General features: G+C 69.4%; 19 protein-coding genes and 1 tRNA gene. 10 read left to right on the plus strand and 10 right to left on the minus strand.

Annotated features, from left to right (window positions below; all coding sequences use genetic code 11):
• Positions 1-372 precede the first annotated feature (372 nt).
• Positions 373-1140: a DUF2993 domain-containing protein gene (locus BFN01_RS02865; RefSeq protein WP_071641369.1), complete on the minus strand. Its 768-nt coding sequence runs from the start codon at positions 1138-1140 to the stop codon at positions 373-375.
• A 4-nt stretch (positions 1141-1144) separates the two neighbouring features.
• A complete protein-coding gene (gene argS, locus BFN01_RS02870) occupies positions 1145-2809 on the minus strand; it encodes an arginine--tRNA ligase (RefSeq protein ID WP_071641376.1) in 1665 nt (554 codons plus the stop codon).
• 188 nt (positions 2810-2997) lie between these two features.
• On the opposite strand from argS, the gene BFN01_RS02875 reads away from it, so the two are divergent.
• Genes BFN01_RS02875 through BFN01_RS02895 form a run of 5 tightly spaced genes read left to right on the plus strand, consistent with a single transcriptional unit; the run spans position 2998 to position 8150 of the window.
• Entirely contained in the window at positions 2998-3924 is a 927-nt protein-coding gene (locus BFN01_RS02875) for a MurR/RpiR family transcriptional regulator (protein ID WP_071641378.1), read from the plus strand.
• A 58-nt stretch (positions 3925-3982) separates the two neighbouring features.
• Positions 3983-5401 carry an N-acetylglucosamine/diacetylchitobiose ABC transporter substrate-binding protein gene (gene ngcE, locus BFN01_RS02880; RefSeq protein WP_071641380.1) on the plus strand — a complete coding sequence of 473 codons (1419 nt, stop codon included), beginning with the start codon at positions 3983-3985 and terminating at the stop codon, positions 5399-5401.
• 26 nt (positions 5402-5427) lie between these two features.
• Entirely contained in the window at positions 5428-6417 is a 990-nt protein-coding gene (locus BFN01_RS02885; protein ID WP_071641520.1) for a carbohydrate ABC transporter permease, read from the plus strand.
• A complete protein-coding gene (locus tag BFN01_RS02890; protein ID WP_083428609.1) occupies positions 6414-7328 on the plus strand; it encodes a carbohydrate ABC transporter permease in 915 nt (304 codons plus the stop codon). The genes BFN01_RS02885 and BFN01_RS02890 overlap by 4 nt, the downstream gene beginning before the upstream one ends.
• Positions 7329-7355: 27 nt before the next feature.
• Positions 7356-8150, plus strand: coding sequence for an SGNH/GDSL hydrolase family protein (locus BFN01_RS02895; RefSeq protein WP_071641383.1), 795 nt, complete (start codon positions 7356-7358; stop codon positions 8148-8150).
• Here the strand turns inward: BFN01_RS02895 and BFN01_RS02900 are convergent, their stop codons facing one another.
• From BFN01_RS02900 to BFN01_RS02925, 6 genes are all read right to left on the minus strand, one after another.
• Positions 8151-8681: a DUF488 family protein gene (locus BFN01_RS02900; protein ID WP_071641385.1), complete on the minus strand. Its 531-nt coding sequence runs from the start codon at positions 8679-8681 to the stop codon at positions 8151-8153. It abuts the gene before it with no gap.
• Between the two features lie 3 nt (positions 8682-8684).
• Positions 8685-8900, minus strand: coding sequence for a DUF2945 domain-containing protein (locus tag BFN01_RS02905; RefSeq protein WP_071641387.1), 216 nt, complete (start codon positions 8898-8900; stop codon positions 8685-8687).
• 74 nt (positions 8901-8974) lie between these two features.
• Positions 8975-9047 (minus strand) — tRNA-Arg (locus BFN01_RS02910).
• 92 nt (positions 9048-9139) lie between these two features.
• Complete coding sequence (locus BFN01_RS02915) at positions 9140-9991, minus strand: CPBP family intramembrane glutamic endopeptidase (RefSeq protein ID WP_071641389.1); 852 nt, start codon at positions 9989-9991, stop codon at positions 9140-9142.
• Positions 9988-10713: a tRNA (guanosine(46)-N7)-methyltransferase TrmB gene (gene trmB, locus BFN01_RS02920; RefSeq protein WP_071641391.1), complete on the minus strand. Its 726-nt coding sequence runs from the start codon at positions 10711-10713 to the stop codon at positions 9988-9990. Before trmB ends, BFN01_RS02915 begins: the two co-directional genes overlap by 4 nt.
• A gap of 59 nt (positions 10714-10772) precedes the next feature.
• Positions 10773-11612, minus strand: a complete 840-nt coding sequence (locus tag BFN01_RS02925) for a DUF3097 domain-containing protein (protein ID WP_071641393.1) — start codon at positions 11610-11612, stop codon at positions 10773-10775.
• A gap of 122 nt (positions 11613-11734) precedes the next feature.
• Here BFN01_RS02925 and BFN01_RS15975 point away from each other — a divergent pair, with 122 nt between their 5' ends.
• The 4 genes from BFN01_RS15975 to BFN01_RS02945 all read left to right on the plus strand — a co-directional run bounded on the left by BFN01_RS15975 (position 11735) and on the right by BFN01_RS02945 (position 15894).
• Positions 11735-13759 (plus strand): TPM domain-containing protein, encoded by a 2025-nt coding sequence (locus BFN01_RS15975; protein ID WP_071641395.1) that lies wholly within the window; start codon positions 11735-11737, stop codon positions 13757-13759.
• A gap of 68 nt (positions 13760-13827) precedes the next feature.
• A complete protein-coding gene (locus tag BFN01_RS02935) occupies positions 13828-14568 on the plus strand; it encodes a PspA/IM30 family protein (RefSeq protein WP_071641524.1) in 741 nt (246 codons plus the stop codon).
• A 58-nt stretch (positions 14569-14626) separates the two neighbouring features.
• Positions 14627-15433: an arginase family protein gene (locus BFN01_RS02940; RefSeq protein ID WP_071641397.1), complete on the plus strand. Its 807-nt coding sequence runs from the start codon at positions 14627-14629 to the stop codon at positions 15431-15433.
• Entirely contained in the window at positions 15430-15894 is a 465-nt protein-coding gene (locus BFN01_RS02945) for a Fe-S oxidoreductase (RefSeq protein WP_071641399.1), read from the plus strand. The genes BFN01_RS02940 and BFN01_RS02945 overlap by 4 nt, the downstream gene beginning before the upstream one ends.
• Here BFN01_RS02945 and BFN01_RS02950 read toward each other — a convergent pair.
• Both BFN01_RS02950 and BFN01_RS02955 read right to left on the minus strand, forming a co-directional pair.
• Entirely contained in the window at positions 15873-16334 is a 462-nt protein-coding gene (locus tag BFN01_RS02950; RefSeq protein ID WP_071641401.1) for an SIP domain-containing protein, read from the minus strand. The genes BFN01_RS02945 and BFN01_RS02950 overlap by 22 nt on opposite strands.
• 54 nt (positions 16335-16388) lie before the next feature.
• On the minus strand, positions 16389-17093 hold the full coding sequence (locus BFN01_RS02955) for a tyrosine-protein phosphatase (RefSeq protein WP_071641403.1): 705 nt from the start codon (positions 17091-17093) through the stop codon (positions 16389-16391).
• Positions 17094-17281: 188 nt separating this feature from the next.
• Between BFN01_RS02955 and BFN01_RS02960 the strand changes: the two genes are divergently transcribed.
• The gene (locus BFN01_RS02960; RefSeq protein WP_071641405.1) at positions 17282-18193 is read left to right on the plus strand and encodes an alpha/beta fold hydrolase; all 912 of its coding nucleotides are present in this window, start codon (positions 17282-17284) and stop codon (positions 18191-18193) included.
• Positions 18194-18200: the final 7 nt, after the last annotated feature.

The raw sequence follows: 18200 nt of genomic DNA on the forward strand, positions 1-18200 counted from the left end.
GGAGTCCCGAGGGCGCGTCCGCCGTGCCTTCGGCAGAGACGGGGACCCATAAAGGGAGGCGCTTCAGCACGATCCAGTCAGGATCACAAGCGAGGAGGCCTTGGACAGGCGCAGGGACCCAAAGGGGCTCAAGGACCCCCAAAGTGACAGGTCCTGCGGCAGGCTCAGGGACCCAAAGAGGGTCAGGGATCCCAAGCGGGCGGTCCTTCGGCAGGCTCAGGGACCCAAAGAGGGTCAGGGATCCCAAGCGGGCGGCCCTTCGGCAGGCTCAGGGACCCAAAGAGGGTCAGGGACCCAAAGAGGCTCAGGGCCCCAAAGAGGCTCAGGGCCCTGAAGACGGTCAGGGACCCGAAGGGTCAGGGACCCGAAGGGTCAGGGGCGGGGGCAGGTGCCGGGATCGAGGAGCGTGGAGTCGACCGTGATCCGGCCGTCGGCGGCGATGTCAGCCACAGCCCGGCTGCCCTCGATGCGCAGGCCGGTGAGGGTGATGCCGGCAGGAAGACGATCGGCGACGCAGATGCGCTGCGGCTCGGTGATCGCGGCTCCCGCCGCTCCGGCCAGACCCGAGACGGCGTCCAGGTCCACCGCCGCGCCGTTGAACATGAGCGAGACCGGAGTCAGCAGCAGGTCGCCGTCATCGGCCGCGGGGGTGACCGTGAGCCCGACCGGGATCCGGCTGCCGAAGAGCTCGAGGTCGGCCTCGATCGTCGCGTTCGGCGCCGCCAGCTCGATGCCCGAGACGGGCAGCTGCGACGCGTCGAGCAGCGACGCGAACTCGTCCTGGTCGACCGAGACGGTGCCCTGCGCGGCCCCCAGCGCACCGCCCGAAACGGGCACCTCGCTCGCGGTGACCCGAGCGGAGCCGGTGATGCCGCCGATCGTCACCTCGTCCGAAGCGAGCTTCACCTCGTCCAGCGTGCCCGAGATCAGCTGGGGCAGGATGACGCCGGGCACCTGCACGTCGAGCTGCTGCTCAGCCGGCAGGTCGAGGTGGGAGATCACGAGCGAGCGGATCGTGTTCGGCACCGCCGCCCGCGCCACGAGCTCGCCGACGGCGACGAGAGCCCCCAACACGAGCACGATGACGAGCACGACCCAGGGCCAGCGCGGCCGACGCCTGACGGCGGTCGTGTTCGTCATGCTGTCACATCCTCTCGGGGGCCGAGACTCCGAGCAGGTCGAGACCGTTGCGCAGCACCTGACCGGTGGCGTCGTTCAGCCACAGCCGGGTGCGGTGCACCGTCTGTATCGGGTCGTCGCCCTTGGGGATGACCCGGCAGTTGTCGTACCAGCGGTGGTAGAGACCCGCGAGCTCCTCGAGGTAGCGCGCGATGCGGTGCGGCTCGCGCACCTCGGCTGCGAACGCCACCAGGCGGGGGAACTCCTGCAGCGCCCCGAGCAGAGCGCTCTCGGTCTCGTGGGTGAGCAGTTCGGGAGCGAACTCCGAGCGGTCCACGCCGGAGTCCGCGGCATTGCGCGCCACGTTGTGCGTGCGCGCGTGCGCGTACTGCACGTAGAACACCGGGTTGTCGTTCGTGCGCTTCTGCAGCAGCTCGGGATCGAGATCGAGCGGCGAGTCGGCCGGCGATCGCTCGAGCGCGTAGCGCAGCGCGTCTGTGCCGATCCATGCCCGCAGGTCATCCATCTCGATGATGTTGCCCGCGCGCTTGGACAGGCGGGCACCGCGCACCGACACGAGCTGGCCGATGAGCACCTGGATGTTCTTCTCCGGATCCTCGCCGGCCGCCCCCGCGATCGCCTTGAGACGATGCACGTAGCCATGGTGATCGGCGCCGAGCAGGTAGATCTTGTTCTGGAATCCGCGATCGCTCTTGTTGAGGTAGTAGGCGGCGTCGGCGGCGAAGTACGTGTATTCGCCGTTCGAGCGGCGGATGACCCGATCCTTGTCGTCGCCGAAGTCGGTGGTGCGCACCCAGACGGCACCGTCCTCATCGAAGACATGACCCTGGTCGCGCAGACGGTCGACCGCCTGATCGACGAGGCTCGGCCCCTCGGGGCCCTGGGCGTGCAGGGTGCGCTCGGAGAACCAGACGTCGAAGGGCACGTTGAAGGCGTCGAGGGATGCCCGGATCTCGGCGAGCTGATACTCGTACGCCTGGTCACGGGCGATCACGAGCTGCTCGGCCTCGGGCAGCTCGAGCAGGCCGGGGTGCGCGGCGAGCACGCGCTTCGCGAGCTCGGCGATGTACTCGCCGGGGTAGCCGCCCTCGGGCGTCGGCTCGCCCTTGGCCGACGCGAGGATCGACAGCGCGAAGCGCTCCATCTGCACCCCGGCGTCGTTGATGTAGTACTCGCGCACGGCGTCGGCTCCGCTGGCGAGCAGCAGACGCACGATCGAGTCGCCCAGGGCTGCCCAGCGGGTGTGACCGATGTGCAGCGGCCCGACGGGGTTGGCGGAGACGAACTCGACGTTCACCGAGACCCCGTCCTGGGAGTCGTTGGTGCCGTACGCGTCCCCCGCCTCGACGATGGTCTTCGCGAGGGCGCCTGCTGCGCCCGCCTCGAGGCGGATGTTGATGAAGCCGGGTCCGGCGACCTCCACGGCCTGGATGCCGTCGGTCCTCGTCAGGCCGTCGGCGATCCGCTGCGCCAGCTCGCGCGGGTTCGACCCCAGCCGCTTGGCCACGCGCATCGCGATGTTCGTCGACCAGTCTCCGTGGTCGCGATTGCGCGGACGCTCGAGCACGATGTCCGCGGCGTCGACGCCGAGGGCCTCATCCGGTCGCAGCGAGGCCGCGATCGGGTCGAGGACGGCGAGGACGGCGGCGGAGAGGGCTTCAGGGTTCATAGGGGATCAAGTCTACGGCTCGCCGCATCCCCGGCCGGAAACCCGGGCGCGCACACGCGCTGGAGCCCTTCGTGATTCATTCGTGACGTGGCGGTGTTTGACGTTTTCGTCGCATGAGAATAGTTTTCAGTGCAACGGGGATTCCGGACGAGAGCTCGCGCTCCCGCCCCCCGACGAACCTGGAGGCAATGGTGCCACGGACCCGCGACATCGGAAACGGCCTGACGATCGCACGGCGCATCGCAGATCGCCGGCGCACCATGCCCGCGGCCATGAGCAGGATCGCCGACGTGGTCGCCGATCACCCGGCGGCTCCCGTGGAGCTGACCATCACCGAACTCGCCGATCGCGCCGGTACGTCCGCTGCCACCGTCACCCGCTTCTGCCGCGCACTCGGCTTCGACGGATACACCCAGTTCCGGGTCGGAGTGGCCTCCGAGATCGGCCGCGGCGATGCCGAGGAGAGCTGGCATGCCGACATGGGTCGCGAGCTGAGCGCCTCCGACGAGCCAGGCAAGATCCTGCAGACGCTGCTGAACCTGCACGTCGAGAGCCTGCAGAGCACGGCGAGGGGCCTCGACCTCGACGCGGTGCTGCGCGCCGCCGACGCGATCACCGCGGCGCGTCACGTCGACATCTACGGCGTCGGCGGCAGCGGGGTCATGGCTCGCGAGTTCCAGGGGCGGCTCTACCGCATCGGCGTCAACGCGCACTGCTGGTCGGACGTGCACGACGGACTCACCAGCGCGGTGCTGCAGGATCAGTCGTCGGTCGCGATCGGCATCTCCAGCACCGGGCGCACCGAGGAGACGGTGCAGATGCTCTCCCAGGCTCAGTCGGCAGGAGCGTTCACCGTGGCGATCACGCATGACATCGATTCGCCCCTCGCCGCACTCGCCGACATCTCGCTCGCCACGGCGGAGCCCACCGCCTACCTGCGCCCCGACGACCTGTCGGTCAAGCACTCCCAGCTGCTCGTGCTCGACCTGCTCTACGTGCTCGCCGCACAGCAGACCTTCGGGGTGGCCGCCACCCGTCTGGCCGCCAGCGCCATGGCCGTGGCCCCGCACCGCCGCGCACCGCGCGCGCACCGGCCCGACACCACCGGGCCCTGAGGTCGCTGAAGAACCCGACCCCCAACACCGATTCACATCCACAACGGAAGGTAATGAGATGGACATCAAGGACGCATCCATCAGCCGTCGCAACCTGCTGCGCGGTGCGGCAGCCGCAGCGCTGCTGCTGCCGTTCGGCGCCACCCTCGCCTCGTGCGCCGCTCCCGGCGGCGGCGGTGGCGAGAAGGGCCCGGCCGGTGAAGTCACAGCCGACAACCCGTTCGGCGTGGCAGCCAACTCGAAGGTCGATGCGGTGATCTTCAACGGCGGCTACGGCATCGACTACGTCGAGAACTCCGCGAAGCTGATGGAGAAGAGCAAGGGCCTGGACGGCGTGACCGTCAAGGTCTCGCCCTCGACGAAGATCGCCACCGAGCTGCAGCCACGGTTCGTCGGCGGCAACCCGCCGGACCTGATCGACAACTCGGGCGCCAACTCGATCGGATGGAACACCATCCTCGATCAGCTCGAAGAGCTCGACGATGTGCTCGAGGCGAACAACACCGACGGCGAGAAGATCGCCGACACGGTGTTCTCCGGCGTGAAGGATCCGGGCACGTTCGACGGCAAGTTCGTCGCCCTCAACTACGTGCTCACGGTCTACGGCATCTGGTACTCCTCGAGCCTCTTCGAGGAGAACGGCTGGTCGGTGCCCACGAGCTGGCAGGACCTGAAGGACCTCGGCGCCAAGGCGAAGGAGCAGGGCAAGTACCTGTTCCTGTGGGGCAAGGAGGCGGCGACCTATTACCAGACGATGGTCATCGACTCGGCCGTCGTGCAGGCCGGCGACGACGTGCGCCTGCCGCTGGAGAACCTCGCCGAGGACGCGTGGTCGCACCCCGTGCTGCAGGACATCCTGAACATCTTCTACGAGCTGATCCAGGCCGGCTACGTCAAGCCCGGCGGTTCGGGCACGCAGTTCACCGAGGCGCAGGCGCAGTGGAGCAACGCACAGGAGGCGCTGCTGTACCCGTCCGGCTCGTGGATCGAGAACGAGATGAAGGATCAGACGGCCGACGGCTTCAAGATGAAGGGCATCTCGGAGCTGCCTCTGGACGGCAACCAGACCACGCCCGCGGGCACGGCCCGCGTCGAGGCGGGCGAGCCGTTCATCGTGCCGTCGAAGGCGAAGAACCCCGAGGGCGGCAAGGAGCTGCTGCGCACCATGCTGTCCAAGGAGGCGGCGACCGACTTCGCCAAGAGCAAGCTCGCGCCGACGGTCGTCAAGGACACCGTCCCCGCCGACGGCTTCGGCTCCACCGCGCTGGTCTCGCAGTCCGAGATCATCGCCGCCGCCGACGGCAACGTGTTCACCATCAAGTCGACGAACCTGTACGGCATGAACAGCGACCAGCTGCCGATCTGGAACTCGTTCCTGGACGGAAAGATGGACGTCGCCACGCTCACCACGCAGCTGCAGGCCCTGGTCGACAAGGTGCGGGAGGACGACTCCATCAAGAAGATCGAGATCAAGTGACCACTGCTCCCGGTGTCGACGCGGCGCTGGACACCGTCGCCGTGACGGCGGCCCGGGCGGGGCGGCGCAAGCCGCCCCGCCTCGGGCGGCGCCCGCTGACCTTCGACTACATCTCCTTCCTGCTGGTGTTCCTCGGCCTGCCGGTCGCGGTGTTCCTGATCTTCGTGATCTCGCCGTTCGTGCAGGCCGTGTACTACTCGATGACCAACTGGACGGGCTTCACGCCCGAGATGGACTTCATCGGGGCGAAGAACTTCGTGAAGCTCTTCGCCGACGCGACCTTCATGCAGGCGATGGGCAACAACATCCTGCTCGCCATCGTGCTGCCGCTGATCACGCTCACGATCGCGCTCGTCTTCGCGAGCATGATCACCATCGGCGGCCCGAGCAGCGGTCAGGTGCGCGGGCTGCGCGCGTCCAGCTTCTACCGGGTGGTGTCGTTCTTCCCGTACGTCATCCCCGCGATCGTCATCGGCATCCTGTGGAGCATGATCTACACCCCCAGCGGCCTGCTGAACGGCCTGCTCGGGGCGGCCGGGATCGACATGAACGACTTCGCCTGGCTGGGCGATGAGCGCACCGCGATGGGTGCCTCCATCTTCGTCATGGCGTGGGGCATGATCGGCTTCTACATGGTGCTGTTCATCGCGGCGATCAAGGGCGTGCCCGCCGAGATCTACGAGGCGGCGCGCATCGACGGCGCGGGCCGGTTCCGCACGACCGTGTCGATCACGCTGCCGCTCATCCGCGACAACGTGCAGACCGCCTACATCTACCTCGGCATCATGGCGCTGGACGCCTACGTCTACATGGTGGCGCTGAACGCGACCGGCGGGCCGGGCAACAGCACCCTCGTGATGAGCCAGTACCTGTTCCGCACGGCCTTCGAGAAGGGCCAGTTCGGCCTCGCCAGCGCCATGGGCGTGGTGCTGGCCGTGATCACACTCATCTTCGCCGCGGCGGTGTTCCTCGTGAACCGTCTCACCGGCGGCAAGGACGACGGAGGCCGAGCATGAGCCAGCAGACCCGGACCCTGATCGCCGTCGACCCCCGACGCGCGCGCCGCGAGGGCGGCGTCGACCGCAAGGCCAGGTCGACCCCGGGGGATCGCGTCGTCGGCGCGGTGTCGCACGTCGTGCTGACCATCTGGGCGATCGTGGTGATCCTGCCCATGCTGTGGACCCTGCTGAGCTCGTTCAAGTCCACGAGGGAGATCTTCGCGTCCCCGTTCGGGCTGCCCGCGCAGTGGAACCTCGACAACTACGCCTCCGCCTGGGGCAAGTACAACTTCGGGCAGATGTTCCTGAACACGGTCATCGTCGTGGGTGCCGCTCTCATCCTGGTGATGCTGCTGGGCGCCATGTGCGCCTACGTGCTCGCCCGCTTCTCGGTACCGGGCAGCCGCGTGATCTACTACCTGATGCTGGCGGGACTCACCTTCCCGGTGTTCCTCGCCATCGTGCCGCTGTTCTTCATCCTGCAGGGCATGGGCCTGCTGAACACGCTGCCGGGGCTGATCCTCACCTACGTGGCCTTCGCGCTGCCGTTCACGGTCTTCTTCCTGTTCTCGTTCTTCAAGTCCCTGCCGTACGAGATCCAGGAGGCGGCGTACGTCGACGGAGCCAGCGAATGGCGCACCTTCTTCCAGGTGATGCTGCCGATGGCGAAGCCCGGACTCGCCGCGGTGGCGATCCTGAACTTCCTCGGCCTCTGGAACCAGTTCCTGCTGCCCGTCGCGCTGAACACCGATCAGGCGAAGTACGTCCTCTCGCAGGGCATGGCGGCGTTCGCGTCCGCCGCGGGATACGCCGTGGACTTCGGCGCGCTGTTCGCCGCCGTGATCATCACGATCGCCCCTGTGCTGCTGGTGTACATCTTCTTCCAGCGTCAGCTGCAGGGCTCCGTCACCCAGGGGACGTCCAAGTAGCCGGCATCCGTCGCTTACGCTCTTCTCATGACCCTGCACTCGCCGACCCGACGGCGTCGCACGGCCCTCGCGCTCGGAGGCGCCCTCGCGGTCGCGCTCGCCGTCACCCTCGGCATCACTCGTCCCTGGCTGCCGCCCGCGGAGACCGCTCCGGTCGCCGCGGCCGAGAACGGCGTCTCGCCGGTGGCTCTGACGCTCCCCGACGATCCCGAGGTGCTCGTCTTCGGCGACTCGTGGACCTACGGGTCGGCGGCGACCGTCCCGACGAACGGCTACGCGTATCGTCTCGCCCGGCTCATCCCCGGCGACACGGTGGTGCGCGGGGTGCGCGGCAGCGGTTACCAGCGCCCAGGGCTCGATGGGCCGGACTTCCTCACCCGGGTCGCCGAGCTGGAGTCGTGGATCGACCCCGATCTGATCATCCTGCAGGGATCGATCAACGACCGTCTGTCGGACGCGGCCGCATACCCCGCCGCGGTGAACGCGGTGTGGGATGCCGTGGTCGCCCGGTATCCGGACGTGCCCATCGTCATCCTCGGACCTGCGCCGCACGAGCTGCCGGTCGGTGCGTCGACGGCGCGCATCGACCGCGACCTCGCCGACCTCGCGGCGACGCGCGGCTGGCGCTACATCTCCCCCGTGCAGGAGGAGTGGATCACCGAGGCGAACTACCTGCAGCTGATCGATGTCGGCGCCGGGCGCAAGCATCTCTCCGATGCCGGTCACGCCTACCTCGCCGAGAGGGTCGCCGCGGCGCTCGAGCGCTTCCGCACCGCCCCGGTGACCGCGGCCGACGAGGTCAAGCCGAAGCCGGCGAAGTAGTCAGCCGGCCACGGGGTACTCGACCGTGCCGTCCCTGGGCTCCGCGCCCGGCGTCAGCGTCGCCTCCGCCACCCGGCCGTCCGGCATCAGATGGCCCACGGCGACACCGCGCGCCAGCAGATGATCGGCGATGATCCGCCGGTGGCAGCGCCACCAGACCGCCTCCGAGCACATCACCGCCGCTGCCCCGGCGACGTCCTCCGCGACGGCCAGCAGCTCATCGACGCCCTCGGCGAACTCGCCGCTCAGCGCGTAGTCGGCGTAGTTGTGGAAGCTGCGGTTGCGCCACATCCCGTTGACCTCGTCGGGGACATCGCGCTGCAGGTTCCGGCGTCCGCCCAGCTGCTCGATGCGCAGATACCGGATGTCCTGCTCGGGCAGCGAGGCGGCGAGGGCATCGGCGTTGAACCACGGGTACCGGTTCGAGCCGGGCAGGCGGCGCACGTCGATCACCGCGCCCACATCGGCCGCGCGCAGCAGACCGGTGAACTCCTCGAGAGGGTGGGTGGAGTGGCCGACGGTGAGGATCATCGCTCAGTCGTCGAGCAGGGTCAGCGCGCTGCCCTTGTGCGCCGCGATGTGGTCGGTCCTGTCGCTCTTGATCTCGTACTGCGGCTCGTCGTCGCTGGCGCGTCGCGTGCGGCCCTTGAACTCGAAGTCCGCGGTGTGCACCGTGGTGATGCGCCCGCGCACCCGCCCCGCCTCGGAGTTCCAGCTGACGTGGTCCCCGACCCTGTACCGTCTCGTCATCGCAGCGCTCCTCTCGCGATTCCGCTGCCGGAGACGAGAGAAGACCGCCCGGTGGACGGTCTTCTTCTGATACGTGCCCCCGACAGGAATCGAACCTGCGACCTACGGTACCGGAAACCGGCGCTCTATCCGCTGAGCTACGGAGGCGTACCGGACGAGCCTACCAGCTGCGGGATGAGCGGATTGCACGCGCCCGCGACCGGCGGCGCCGCGCGCGGCACCCGGCACCCCGGGAATGCTCACACGAGGAAGAACGGCAGCAGACCCGGGTTGTGCGCGTGCACGAGCACCGCGAACACGACGGCGTCGAAGAGCAGGTGCACGGTGACGACGTACGCGAGCGAGTGCGTGCGCAGGAAGATCCAGCCCTGCAGCAGCGCGAACGGGATGGTGAGCACCGGCCCCCAGGCCCGGTACCCCAGCTCCCACAGGAACGACACGAACACGATCATCTGCAGCACGTTCGCGCTCATCGCCGACATGTGCCGGCGCAGCAGCGCGAAGACGGTGCAGATGAAGAACAGCTCGTCCCAGATGCCGACCGCGCCGACCCCGACGAACAGCCGAGCGATCAGGTCGGGCGAGTCGACCACCGGCCAGTTCTGATAGACGCCGCTGGTGATGAAGTAGTACGGCAGGATCAGCCAGCCGAGCACGAGCACCGCGACCAGCCACGCCCACTGCCACAGCGCCCAGCGCCTGCCCGTGCGCCACGGGAACGAGATCGCGCGGTCGCCGAACGCGAACCGCGACAGCAGATACGGCACGAGCACGGCTCCGCCGAGCGCGAGCGTGAATCGCAGCATCGCGAGATTGTCGAGCTTCGCCTCGAGTGAGATGGCGTGCACGATGAGCATGCCGATGCCGATCAGCGCCAGGTCCCTGGTCAGCGACGGCGCACCCTGCTCGCCTGCATCCCGGTCGCGATGATGCCGTACGAGGACGGCGCCGCGCTCGAGCAGAGCCGCTGTGCCGACACCTGCGGCCAGCAGCAGCCATCCGACCCACGTCCAGCCGAGCACGAAGAACGCCGGAGCGGCCGCGCAGACCAGAGCGGCCGGAGGGATGCTGCGCCAGCCGGTCGTCGTCACACCCGCGACACCCGGCGATAGGTCAGGTCGCGGATCTCGCGCCCCTTGGCGATGCCCTTGCGCTCGAAGGCTGTCATGACGCGACCCTCGAAGCGCTCGGCCCAGTCGCCGTCGAACGCGCGCTCGAACTCGGGCGCATCGTCGAGCACCTCGCGCATCTGCAGGGCGTAGTCCTCCCAGTCGGTGGCCAGGCGCAGCAGACCCCCGTCCGCGATCGCACGCCCGGCGGTCGCCGGGAAACCGGGGCGGATCAGACGTCGCTTGGTGTGGCGCTTCTTGTGCCAGGGGTCGGAGAAGAAGATCCACACCTCGGAGGCCGACCCCTCGGGCAGATATGTCGAGAGCACCTCGGGAGCGTTCGCCTCGATCAGGCGCAGGTTGCGCACGTCGACGGCTGCGGCGTCGAGCATGGTGCGTGCCAGGCCGGCCCGGAAGACCTCGACGGCGAGGAAGTCGGTGTGCGGCGTGGCAGACGCGGCGGCGATGATGGCATGACCCTGGCCCGAGCCGATCTCGACGATGAGCGGCGCTTCGCGGCCGTACTCGGCCGCGACATCGAGCCGCGCCTCGGGATGCACCGAGGTGAAGGCGACATCGCGGGGGACATCGAGCAGATAGAACGGCGCGTGCTCCTCGAATGCCCGCTCCTGCGCCTCCGACATGCGGCCGCTGCGCCGCACGAACGAGACGGGCTCATCGCGGAAGATCCGGGGCTCAGGCATCCCTCGAGGATACCGGGGACCCGTGCCCTCCCCCACCGGGAGACCTCTCGACCGGCCGCTCACGGCGCGGGCGCCGTCACGAAGTCGATGAGCTCCTCGACCCGGCCTAGCAGTGCCGGCTCGAGGTCTCGGTAGGTGGTGACGCGCCCGAGAATCCGCTTCCAGGCGTGCGCGATGTCCGTCTGGTCGTCTGACGGCCAGCCGAAGGCACGGCAGATGCCCGTCTTCCAGTCGGTGCCGCGCGGGACCTCGGGCCAGGAGCGGATGCCCATGGCCGCCGGGGTCACGCACTGCCACACATCGATGTACGGGTGGCCCACGATCTTCAGGTGCCGACCGTGCGGGCCGCGCATGATCTGCTCGACGATGCGCGTCTCCTTCGAACCGGGCACCAGATGATCGACCAGCACGCCGTAGCGCCGGGTGGCGGACGGCGGCGAGTCCGCGAGCAGCTCGTCCAGCAGGTCGAGGCCCCTCAGGTATTCGACGACGACGCCCTCCACTCGCAGATCCGCTCCCCAGACCTTCTCGACGAGCTCCGCGTCGTGACGCCCCTCGACGAGGATGCGGCTGGGCAGCGCCACCCTGGCCCGGTCGTCGGCGACGGCGAAGGATCCGGATGCCGTTCGCCGAGGCCCCGACTGCTTCACCTTCGGAACGACGAGCTTCACCGGCTTGCCGTCGATCATGAACCCGCCGCCCAGCGGAAAGCTGCGCCGACGTCCCTTCCAGTCCTCGAGCTCGACCATGCCGGCCTCGACCCGGGTGACCGCGCCGCAGTAGCCGTCCTGTGCGACCTCGACGACGAGATCCCTCTCTGCCGCGACCTCGGTCGTCTTGGCGAAACCGCGCTGGCGCCACCCGCCGGCGAGCACGTCGGAACCGTACATGTCGTCCATGCCTCCCAGCGTATGCGTCTGCGCTGAGGGCGAACGGCGAACCCGCCGTGGATGCTGTCGCCTGTCGTGCCCAGTGCATAGACTCGTGCCATGGTGCACGCCTGCGGGCCGGAGGGAACTCTATGACGAATCGGTGGCGGACCGCGGCCGCGGTCCTGCTCGGTGTTCTGCTGGGGGCGCTGACGCTGAGCACGGCCTCCGCGACCGACCCGGGCGAGCTCGACGGGCAGATCACCGATCGCAGCGGCGTCATCTCCACCTCTGATCGAGCGGATGCCGAGGCCACCCTCGACAGGCTTCGCGACGAGGCCGGCATCGACCTCTTCTTCGTGATGGTCCCGCAGTACACCTCGCCCGCGGATCCTGCCGAGTGGACCACCCGAACGGCGAAGGGCAACGGCTTCAGCGACACCCAGTACCTCATCTCGGTGTCGACCGAGGGGCGCAACTACACGATGTACCGCCCGGACGCAGGGCAGATGAGCGTCGAGCAGCGCGATGAGATCCTCGCCGCGATGCGACCGGATCTGTCGAACAGCGACTTCAGCGGCGCCGTGGTCGCCGGCGCCGACAAGGCGTACGACATCTATGTGCTCGAGCCCCGGCGCGCGGCCGAGCAGCAGCAGCGCGCCGCCGAGACCGCCGCACGCGCAGCGGTCGTCGTCGGGACCGTCGTGGTGATCATCGTCGTGATCGTCGTCGCCCTGCTGCTCGTGCGCCGTGCCCGCAAGCGCGCCGCGGACAGGGCGGCGAAGCAGGCGCAGCTGGCCGAGCTCGGCAGGCAGGCGAACATCGCGCTGGTGCGCACCGACGACCTCGTGCGCACCAGCGAGCAGGAGATGGAGTACGCCAGGGCGCAGTTCGGCGACGAGGTGATCGGCCCCTTCCTGCTCGCTCTGCGGACGTCGCGCTCCAACCTCGACGAGGCGTTCTCGCTGCAGCAGAAGCTGGACGACGAGATTCCCGACTCCGACGAGCAGCGCATCGAATGGAACCAGCGCATCCTGCAGCTGTGCTCGGATTCGACGCAGGTGCTGGAGGAGCGCAAGACCGAGTTCGACGAGCTGCGTGAGCTCGAGCAGAACGCTCCTGCCGCTCTCGAGAACGTGCGCCGTCTGCGCGCGGCCGCCGGTGCGGAGATCGAACGCGCCGACCGCATCCTCGCCGACCTCGCCGCGGTCTACGCGCCGTCCGCGATCTCACCCGTCGTCGGCAACACGGCCGAGGCCCGCTCGCGGATGGCTTTCACCGACGAGCGCATCCGGGAGGCCGACGCGCTGATCGCTGCGGGCGAGACCGGCGACGCCGCGGTCGCCGTGCGCGCGGCAGAAGGCGCCGTGCAGCAGGCCACCCAGCTCGAGGACGCGATCGAGAAGCTGCAGAGCGACCTGCAGGCGGCGGACGAACGGGCCGGGGCGCTGGTGTCGGAGCTGAACGCCGACGTGCAGACAGCTCGTTCCCTCCCCGACCCCCAGGGCGGCATCGCTCAGGCGGTCGCGGCGACGCTCCAGGGCATCCAGCAGGCTCAGGCGATGCTGGCGCCCTCCGGACGCGACCCTCTCGACGCGCTGCGGGTGCTGGAGGCGGCGAACACGTCGATCGACGCGGTGATCCAGCACGGCCGCGACGAGCAGGCCAGGATCGCCCGGGCGGTGAGCATGCTCGGCGACGCGGTCCGGCGGGCGGAGGTGCAGATCTCCACCGCGGAGAGCTTCATCCTCAATCGTCGCGGATCGATCTCGTCGACCGCCCGCACCCGGCTCGCCGAAGCACAGGCGACGCTCGACCAGGCGAGATCGGTCGCTCGAGTCGATCCGGTCGGCGCGCTCGCACTCGCGCAGCGGGCGGATGCCCTGGCATCGGAGGCCATCCGGATCGCGCAGAGCGACTACTCGGGGTTCACCGGCGGCGGCGGTCGAGGCGGCGACACGCTCGGCGCGCTCCTCGGCGGCATCCTCATCGGCCAGGCCACCGGCGGCCACCACGGCGGCGGCTGGGGCGGGGGCTGGGGCTCCGGAGGCGGCGGCTGGAGCTCAGGCGGCAGCGGCGGCGGCGGATTCTTCGGCGGCGGCGGCGGAGGCGGCGGCTTCTCGGTCGGCGGCTTCGGCGGCAGCTCCGGCAGCAGCGGCGGCGGCGGGGCGTTCTGACAGCTTCCCGAGTCCACCTCCTTCTACGACCAACGACCACGACAACCTGAGAAAGCAAAGGAATGAACATGGCAAAGGAATCCATCTTCGGACGCATCTCGACCCTCCTCCGCGCGAACATCAACTCGCTCCTCGACCAGGCCGAGGATCCGCAGAAGATGATCGACCAGCTGGTGCGGGACTACAGCAACAACATCGCCGATGCCGAGTCCGCGATCGCCGAGACGATCGGCAACCTGCGACTGCTGGAACGCGACCACGAAGAGGATGTGCGTGCGGCGCGCGAGTGGGGCAACAAGGCCCTCGCCGCCAGCCGCAAGGCCGACGAGCTGCGTGCCGCGGGCAACACCACCGACGCGGACAAGTTCGACAGCCTCGCCAAGATCGCGCTGCAGCGCCAGATCGGCGAGGAGCGCGACGCGCAGGCCGCCGAGCCGCAGATCGCCGCCCAGACCGAGATCGTCGAGAAGCTCAAGAGCGGGCTGAACGGCATGAAGGACAAGCTCGGGCAGCTCAAGACGAAGCGCAGCGAGCTGCTCGCCCGCGCGAAGGTCGCCGAAGCGCAGACGAAGGTGCAGGATGCCATCGGCTCGATCAACGTGCTCGACCCCACCAGCGAGCTCGGCCGCTTCGAAGACAAGATCCGCCGCCAGGAGGCCCTCGCACAGGGCAAGGCCGAGATCGCGGCCTCCTCGCTCGACGCGCAGTTCGAGAGCCTCGAAGACCTCGGCGAGCTGACCGAGGTCGAAGCCCGTCTGGCCGAGCTCAAGTCCGGCGGCACTCCGCGTGCCGCCCTCGAAGCAGAGTGATCACCGGGGTGGATGCCGCACACCGGCATCCACCCCGCCTTCTCCCCTCGGAGAGACCATGACCCGTTTCCTGATCGTCCCGCAGTGGCAGGGCTCGCCGTCGACCCGCGCCATGCTGCTCATCGACGGCGCCGCCGCGATCGCCGACGACCTGCCGCGTCGCGACACGACCACGCTGGACGTGCCGCTCGAGGCCGGCGACTCGCTCGGCACCGGCATCCGTCGCCTCAGCGCCCTGCTGCGCACCCGCGAGCTCGTCGCAGAGCAGCTGGCCGCCACCGCCGAGCACACCGTGGTGGTCGGCGGCGACTGCAGCGTGAGCGCCTTCGCCCTGTCGGCGATCGACACCTCGGATCTCGCGGTGCTGTGGTGCGACGCGCACCCCGACCTGAACGATGCGCCGACGTCGCCCTCCGGCGCATTCGCCGGCATGGCGCTGCGGGCGGTGATGGGAGAGGGCGAGCCGCAGCTCGCCCTCTCGCCTGGCATCCCCGCCGAGCGCGTCATCCTGCTCGGCGCTCGCTCCATCGACGACACCGAGCGGGATGCCCTCGACCGGGTCACCCTGCTCTCCCCAGGAAGCCTGGGGGATCCGAGCGCCGTCTCCGCGGCGGTGCGCGCGACGGGTGCGCGGCGGGTGTGGGTGCACATCGACGTCGACGTGCTCGACCCCGCGGAGTTCGAAGGCGTATCCGAAGCCGCACCGTTCGGCGTGACTGCCGCCGATCTGGCCGCCGCGCTGCGGCGGCTGCGCGAGGAGGTGCCCTTCGCCGGCGCGACCATCGCCGGTTTCGCACCGCGCAGTCCGGCCGACGCCGTGCTCGATCTCGGTGCGATCCTTCGTCTGATCGGCGCGGTGGCATGACGACCTCGTGGCGCGCCGACGCGGATCGGGCACTCGAGCGCGGGCGTCGCATCGACCGGCTGCTGCCGAGCCTGCTGCTGGACTCGCCGATCAGCGGTCTCGGCTACGCCTGGGGCACCGCCGTCGGGTGGGTGTGGGGTTCGCTGTGGAGCACGGGACGGGTGCAGCGCCGGGAGGGGCTCTGGGTGTTCCGCGGCCTGCCGGCCTGGGCCTTCGCGCGAGGCGGCGTCTGCGTGGGCGGATGCTTCCTCACCGGCGACCGCGACCCGTCGGACGCGGTGCTCAGGCACGAGGCCGTGCACAAGCGCCAGTGGCGCCGATACGGGTTCCTGATGCCCGTGCTCTACCTGCTCGCAGGGCGCAACCCGCTTCGCAACAGGTTCGAGATCGAAGCGGGCCTCGAGGACGGCGGCTACGTTCCGCGTGCGCGCGGGACAGGTCAGTCGGAGAAGAGACCGTAGCGCGACGGGGCGTGGATCGCCTCCGCGGGCACGTCGCGGACATTCGTCAGGTGGTCGACGATGTCGACGGTGCTCAGCCAGCCGCCGAGCAGGATGACCTCGGTGCGCAGGCCGGCACCGGATTCGTCGCAGAGCATCTCGTCCGCCCACGCGATCGCCGCGCGACGGAGGGCCTCCCCTGTCGCGCGCGGCCGGGCACCTCTGCGGGTGCGCGCGAGCCAGGTCACGGTCATCCGCGGCGGCGCCGTGATCACACCGATGTCAGAGGCCTCGGGCACCTCGATGAAGACGCGTCCGACCGCGCACATCGGCAGCGTGGCAAGGGCGAGCTCGAGGTCGGCGAGCGAGTACTCATCTGCCGTGATCAGGTGCTGGACCTGCGGTCGACGGGATGCCCGGCGTGCGGCGCGGCTGCCTGCGTGCGTCTGCGTGGTGCCCATGATGGATTCACTTTACCACCGATGTAGGGTTGCCTAACCTCAGTCCACGAACGGTCACTCGAGAAGAGCATTCGCGAGCGCGTGCAGCTCGTCGTCGCTCATACCCGCATCGCGGAGATAGGCGGCCGCAGATCCGTAGCGCTCGTCGATCTCGTTAAGCAGCGCCGCCATCACGGGAGCGGGCGACTCGGTCGCGAGCTGCACGGCATTCGTCGCGTCCGGCAGGTGCGCCCGCAGGTACTGCACGACCGCCCGGTTCCGCTCGCGAGGCAGCAGGGAGGCCGTGAGCGCGTAGTCGGCGATCACGGCATCCCGATCTGCGCCGACCGCGCTGAGCGCCAGGGCGACGGTGACGCCGGTGCGATCCTTGCCGACGGTGCAGTGCACGAGCGTCGGCTCACCGGCGGCGATGACGCGCACCGCGTCGACGAGCCGGGGCGCGGACTCGTCGATCAGGTGACGGTACATCGCGGCGAGGTCCATGTTCAGCGCGAAGAACGATCCGACCGATCCGAGGAACAGCGGGATGCGGGTGACAGGCACCCCGGTGAGCGCAGACGGTTCGCGCTCGACCTCGGCGTCGTCCCTGAGATCCACGACGTGTCGCACACGCTGCGCGAGCACCTCCCGACCGTCGGCCGTGAGGTGTGCGAGGTGGCCGGAGCGCAGAAGCATTCCGGAGCGCACCCGCGAGGAGCCGGCGACGATGCCGCCGACGTCGCGGAGATTCGCCACGCCGCCCACCTCGAGCGCACTCATGCGCGCACTCCGGTCAGGGGCATTCTCATCCCTCCAGCCTACGCGCGGCGCGCACGGGCGACGGAAACCGTCCGAGTACAATCCGCCCAGTTAAATTCGCTCTGACTGAGCAATCAGCAGTCTAATGAAGACCTAAGTCATGCACAATGATCCGGCATTTCTCCGAGGCGGCGCCGCAAGAGCAGAATATGGCCGTGGTCCAAGACACCAGCGAGTTCCGCTATCTGCCCGCCCAGGCGCAGACCCTCGGCACCGACGTGCCCCACGCCGAGCGTATCGCGATCACCCTTCCCGACGGACGGGTTCTCAGCGCTCTGCGATTCGGCCTCGGCGACCCCGAGGTGACGCTGCTGCACGGCGCCGGCCTGAACGCGCACACCTGGGACGCGGTCGCGCTGCTGCTCGGCCGCCCGGCGATCGCGATCGATCTCGCCGGTCACGGCGACTCGTCGTGGCGCGACGACCTCGACTACTCCCCCGCCGTGCTCGCCGACGACGTGGCTCACGCTCTCGCTCACTGGGCACCGCGCCCGCAGATCCTCGTCGGCCACTCGCTGGGCGGGCTCACCGCCCAGGTGGTGGCAGCCCAGCATCCGGAGCGGGTGCGCGAGCTGGTGCTGGTCGACATCGTCCCCGGCCTCGACACCGATGCGGCGCCGGCGGTGCTGCGCGACTTCTACGCGGTCACCGACTTCGCCTCGCGCGACGAGGCGGTCGACCGCGCTCAGGCGTTCGGCTTCGGCGGCAGCCGAGCCGACACCGAACGCGGGGTCTTCTTCAACACGCGTGTGCGCGATGACGGTCGCGTGGAGTGGAAGCATCACTTCTCGCGGATCATCGCATCGGCGTTCGACTCGCTGAAGAATGAGCAGGCGGCATCCGGTGGCGCGCGGTGGACGCAGCTCGCCGCCGTCGCCGCCCCCGTCACCCTCGTGCGCGGTGAGCGCGGCTTCCTGGGCGACGCCGATGTCGCCGCCTTCCGGAAGCACCTTCCCGCAGCCGCCGTCATCACCGTGGACGCCGGACACAACGTCCAGGAGACGGCCCCCGATTCACTCGCCGCCATCGTGACCGGCGCTCTGACCAGCGAGACGCGCTGACCGCGCC

The sequence above is a fragment of the Microbacterium sp. AR7-10 genome (genome assembly GCF_001878835.1).
GTDB lineage: Bacteria > Actinomycetota > Actinomycetes > Actinomycetales > Microbacteriaceae > Microbacterium > Microbacterium commune.

Excerpts from the sequence above, each read along its gene's own strand:
- BFN01_RS02895 (WP_071641383.1), top strand. The coding sequence starts at position 7,356 with ATGACCCTGCACTCGCCGACCCGACGGCGTCGCACGGCCCTCGCGCTC.
- BFN01_RS02875 (WP_071641378.1), top strand. The coding sequence starts at position 2,998 with ATGGTGCCACGGACCCGCGACATCGGAAACGGCCTGACGATCGCACGG.
- trmB (WP_071641391.1), bottom strand. The coding sequence starts at position 10,713 with ATGCCTGAGCCCCGGATCTTCCGCGATGAGCCCGTCTCGTTCGTGCGG.
- BFN01_RS02900 (WP_071641385.1), bottom strand. The coding sequence starts at position 8,681 with ATGATCCTCACCGTCGGCCACTCCACCCACCCTCTCGAGGAGTTCACC.
- BFN01_RS15975 (WP_071641395.1), top strand. The coding sequence starts at position 11,735 with ATGACGAATCGGTGGCGGACCGCGGCCGCGGTCCTGCTCGGTGTTCTG.
- BFN01_RS02945 (WP_071641399.1), top strand. The coding sequence starts at position 15,430 with ATGACGACCTCGTGGCGCGCCGACGCGGATCGGGCACTCGAGCGCGGG.
- argS (WP_071641376.1), bottom strand. The coding sequence starts at position 2,809 with ATGAACCCTGAAGCCCTCTCCGCCGCCGTCCTCGCCGTCCTCGACCCG.
- BFN01_RS02865 (WP_071641369.1), bottom strand. The coding sequence starts at position 1,140 with ATGACGAACACGACCGCCGTCAGGCGTCGGCCGCGCTGGCCCTGGGTC.
- BFN01_RS02960 (WP_071641405.1), top strand. The coding sequence starts at position 17,282 with ATGGCCGTGGTCCAAGACACCAGCGAGTTCCGCTATCTGCCCGCCCAG.
- BFN01_RS02925 (WP_071641393.1), bottom strand. The coding sequence starts at position 11,612 with ATGGACGACATGTACGGTTCCGACGTGCTCGCCGGCGGGTGGCGCCAG.
- BFN01_RS02955 (WP_071641403.1), bottom strand. The coding sequence starts at position 17,093 with ATGAGTGCGCTCGAGGTGGGCGGCGTGGCGAATCTCCGCGACGTCGGC.
- BFN01_RS02905 (WP_071641387.1), bottom strand. The coding sequence starts at position 8,900 with ATGACGAGACGGTACAGGGTCGGGGACCACGTCAGCTGGAACTCCGAG.
- BFN01_RS02935 (WP_071641524.1), top strand. The coding sequence starts at position 13,828 with ATGGCAAAGGAATCCATCTTCGGACGCATCTCGACCCTCCTCCGCGCG.
- BFN01_RS02950 (WP_071641401.1), bottom strand. The coding sequence starts at position 16,334 with ATGGGCACCACGCAGACGCACGCAGGCAGCCGCGCCGCACGCCGGGCA.
- ngcE (WP_071641380.1), top strand. The coding sequence starts at position 3,983 with ATGGACATCAAGGACGCATCCATCAGCCGTCGCAACCTGCTGCGCGGT.
- BFN01_RS02890 (WP_083428609.1), top strand. The coding sequence starts at position 6,414 with ATGAGCCAGCAGACCCGGACCCTGATCGCCGTCGACCCCCGACGCGCG.
- BFN01_RS02940 (WP_071641397.1), top strand. The coding sequence starts at position 14,627 with ATGACCCGTTTCCTGATCGTCCCGCAGTGGCAGGGCTCGCCGTCGACC.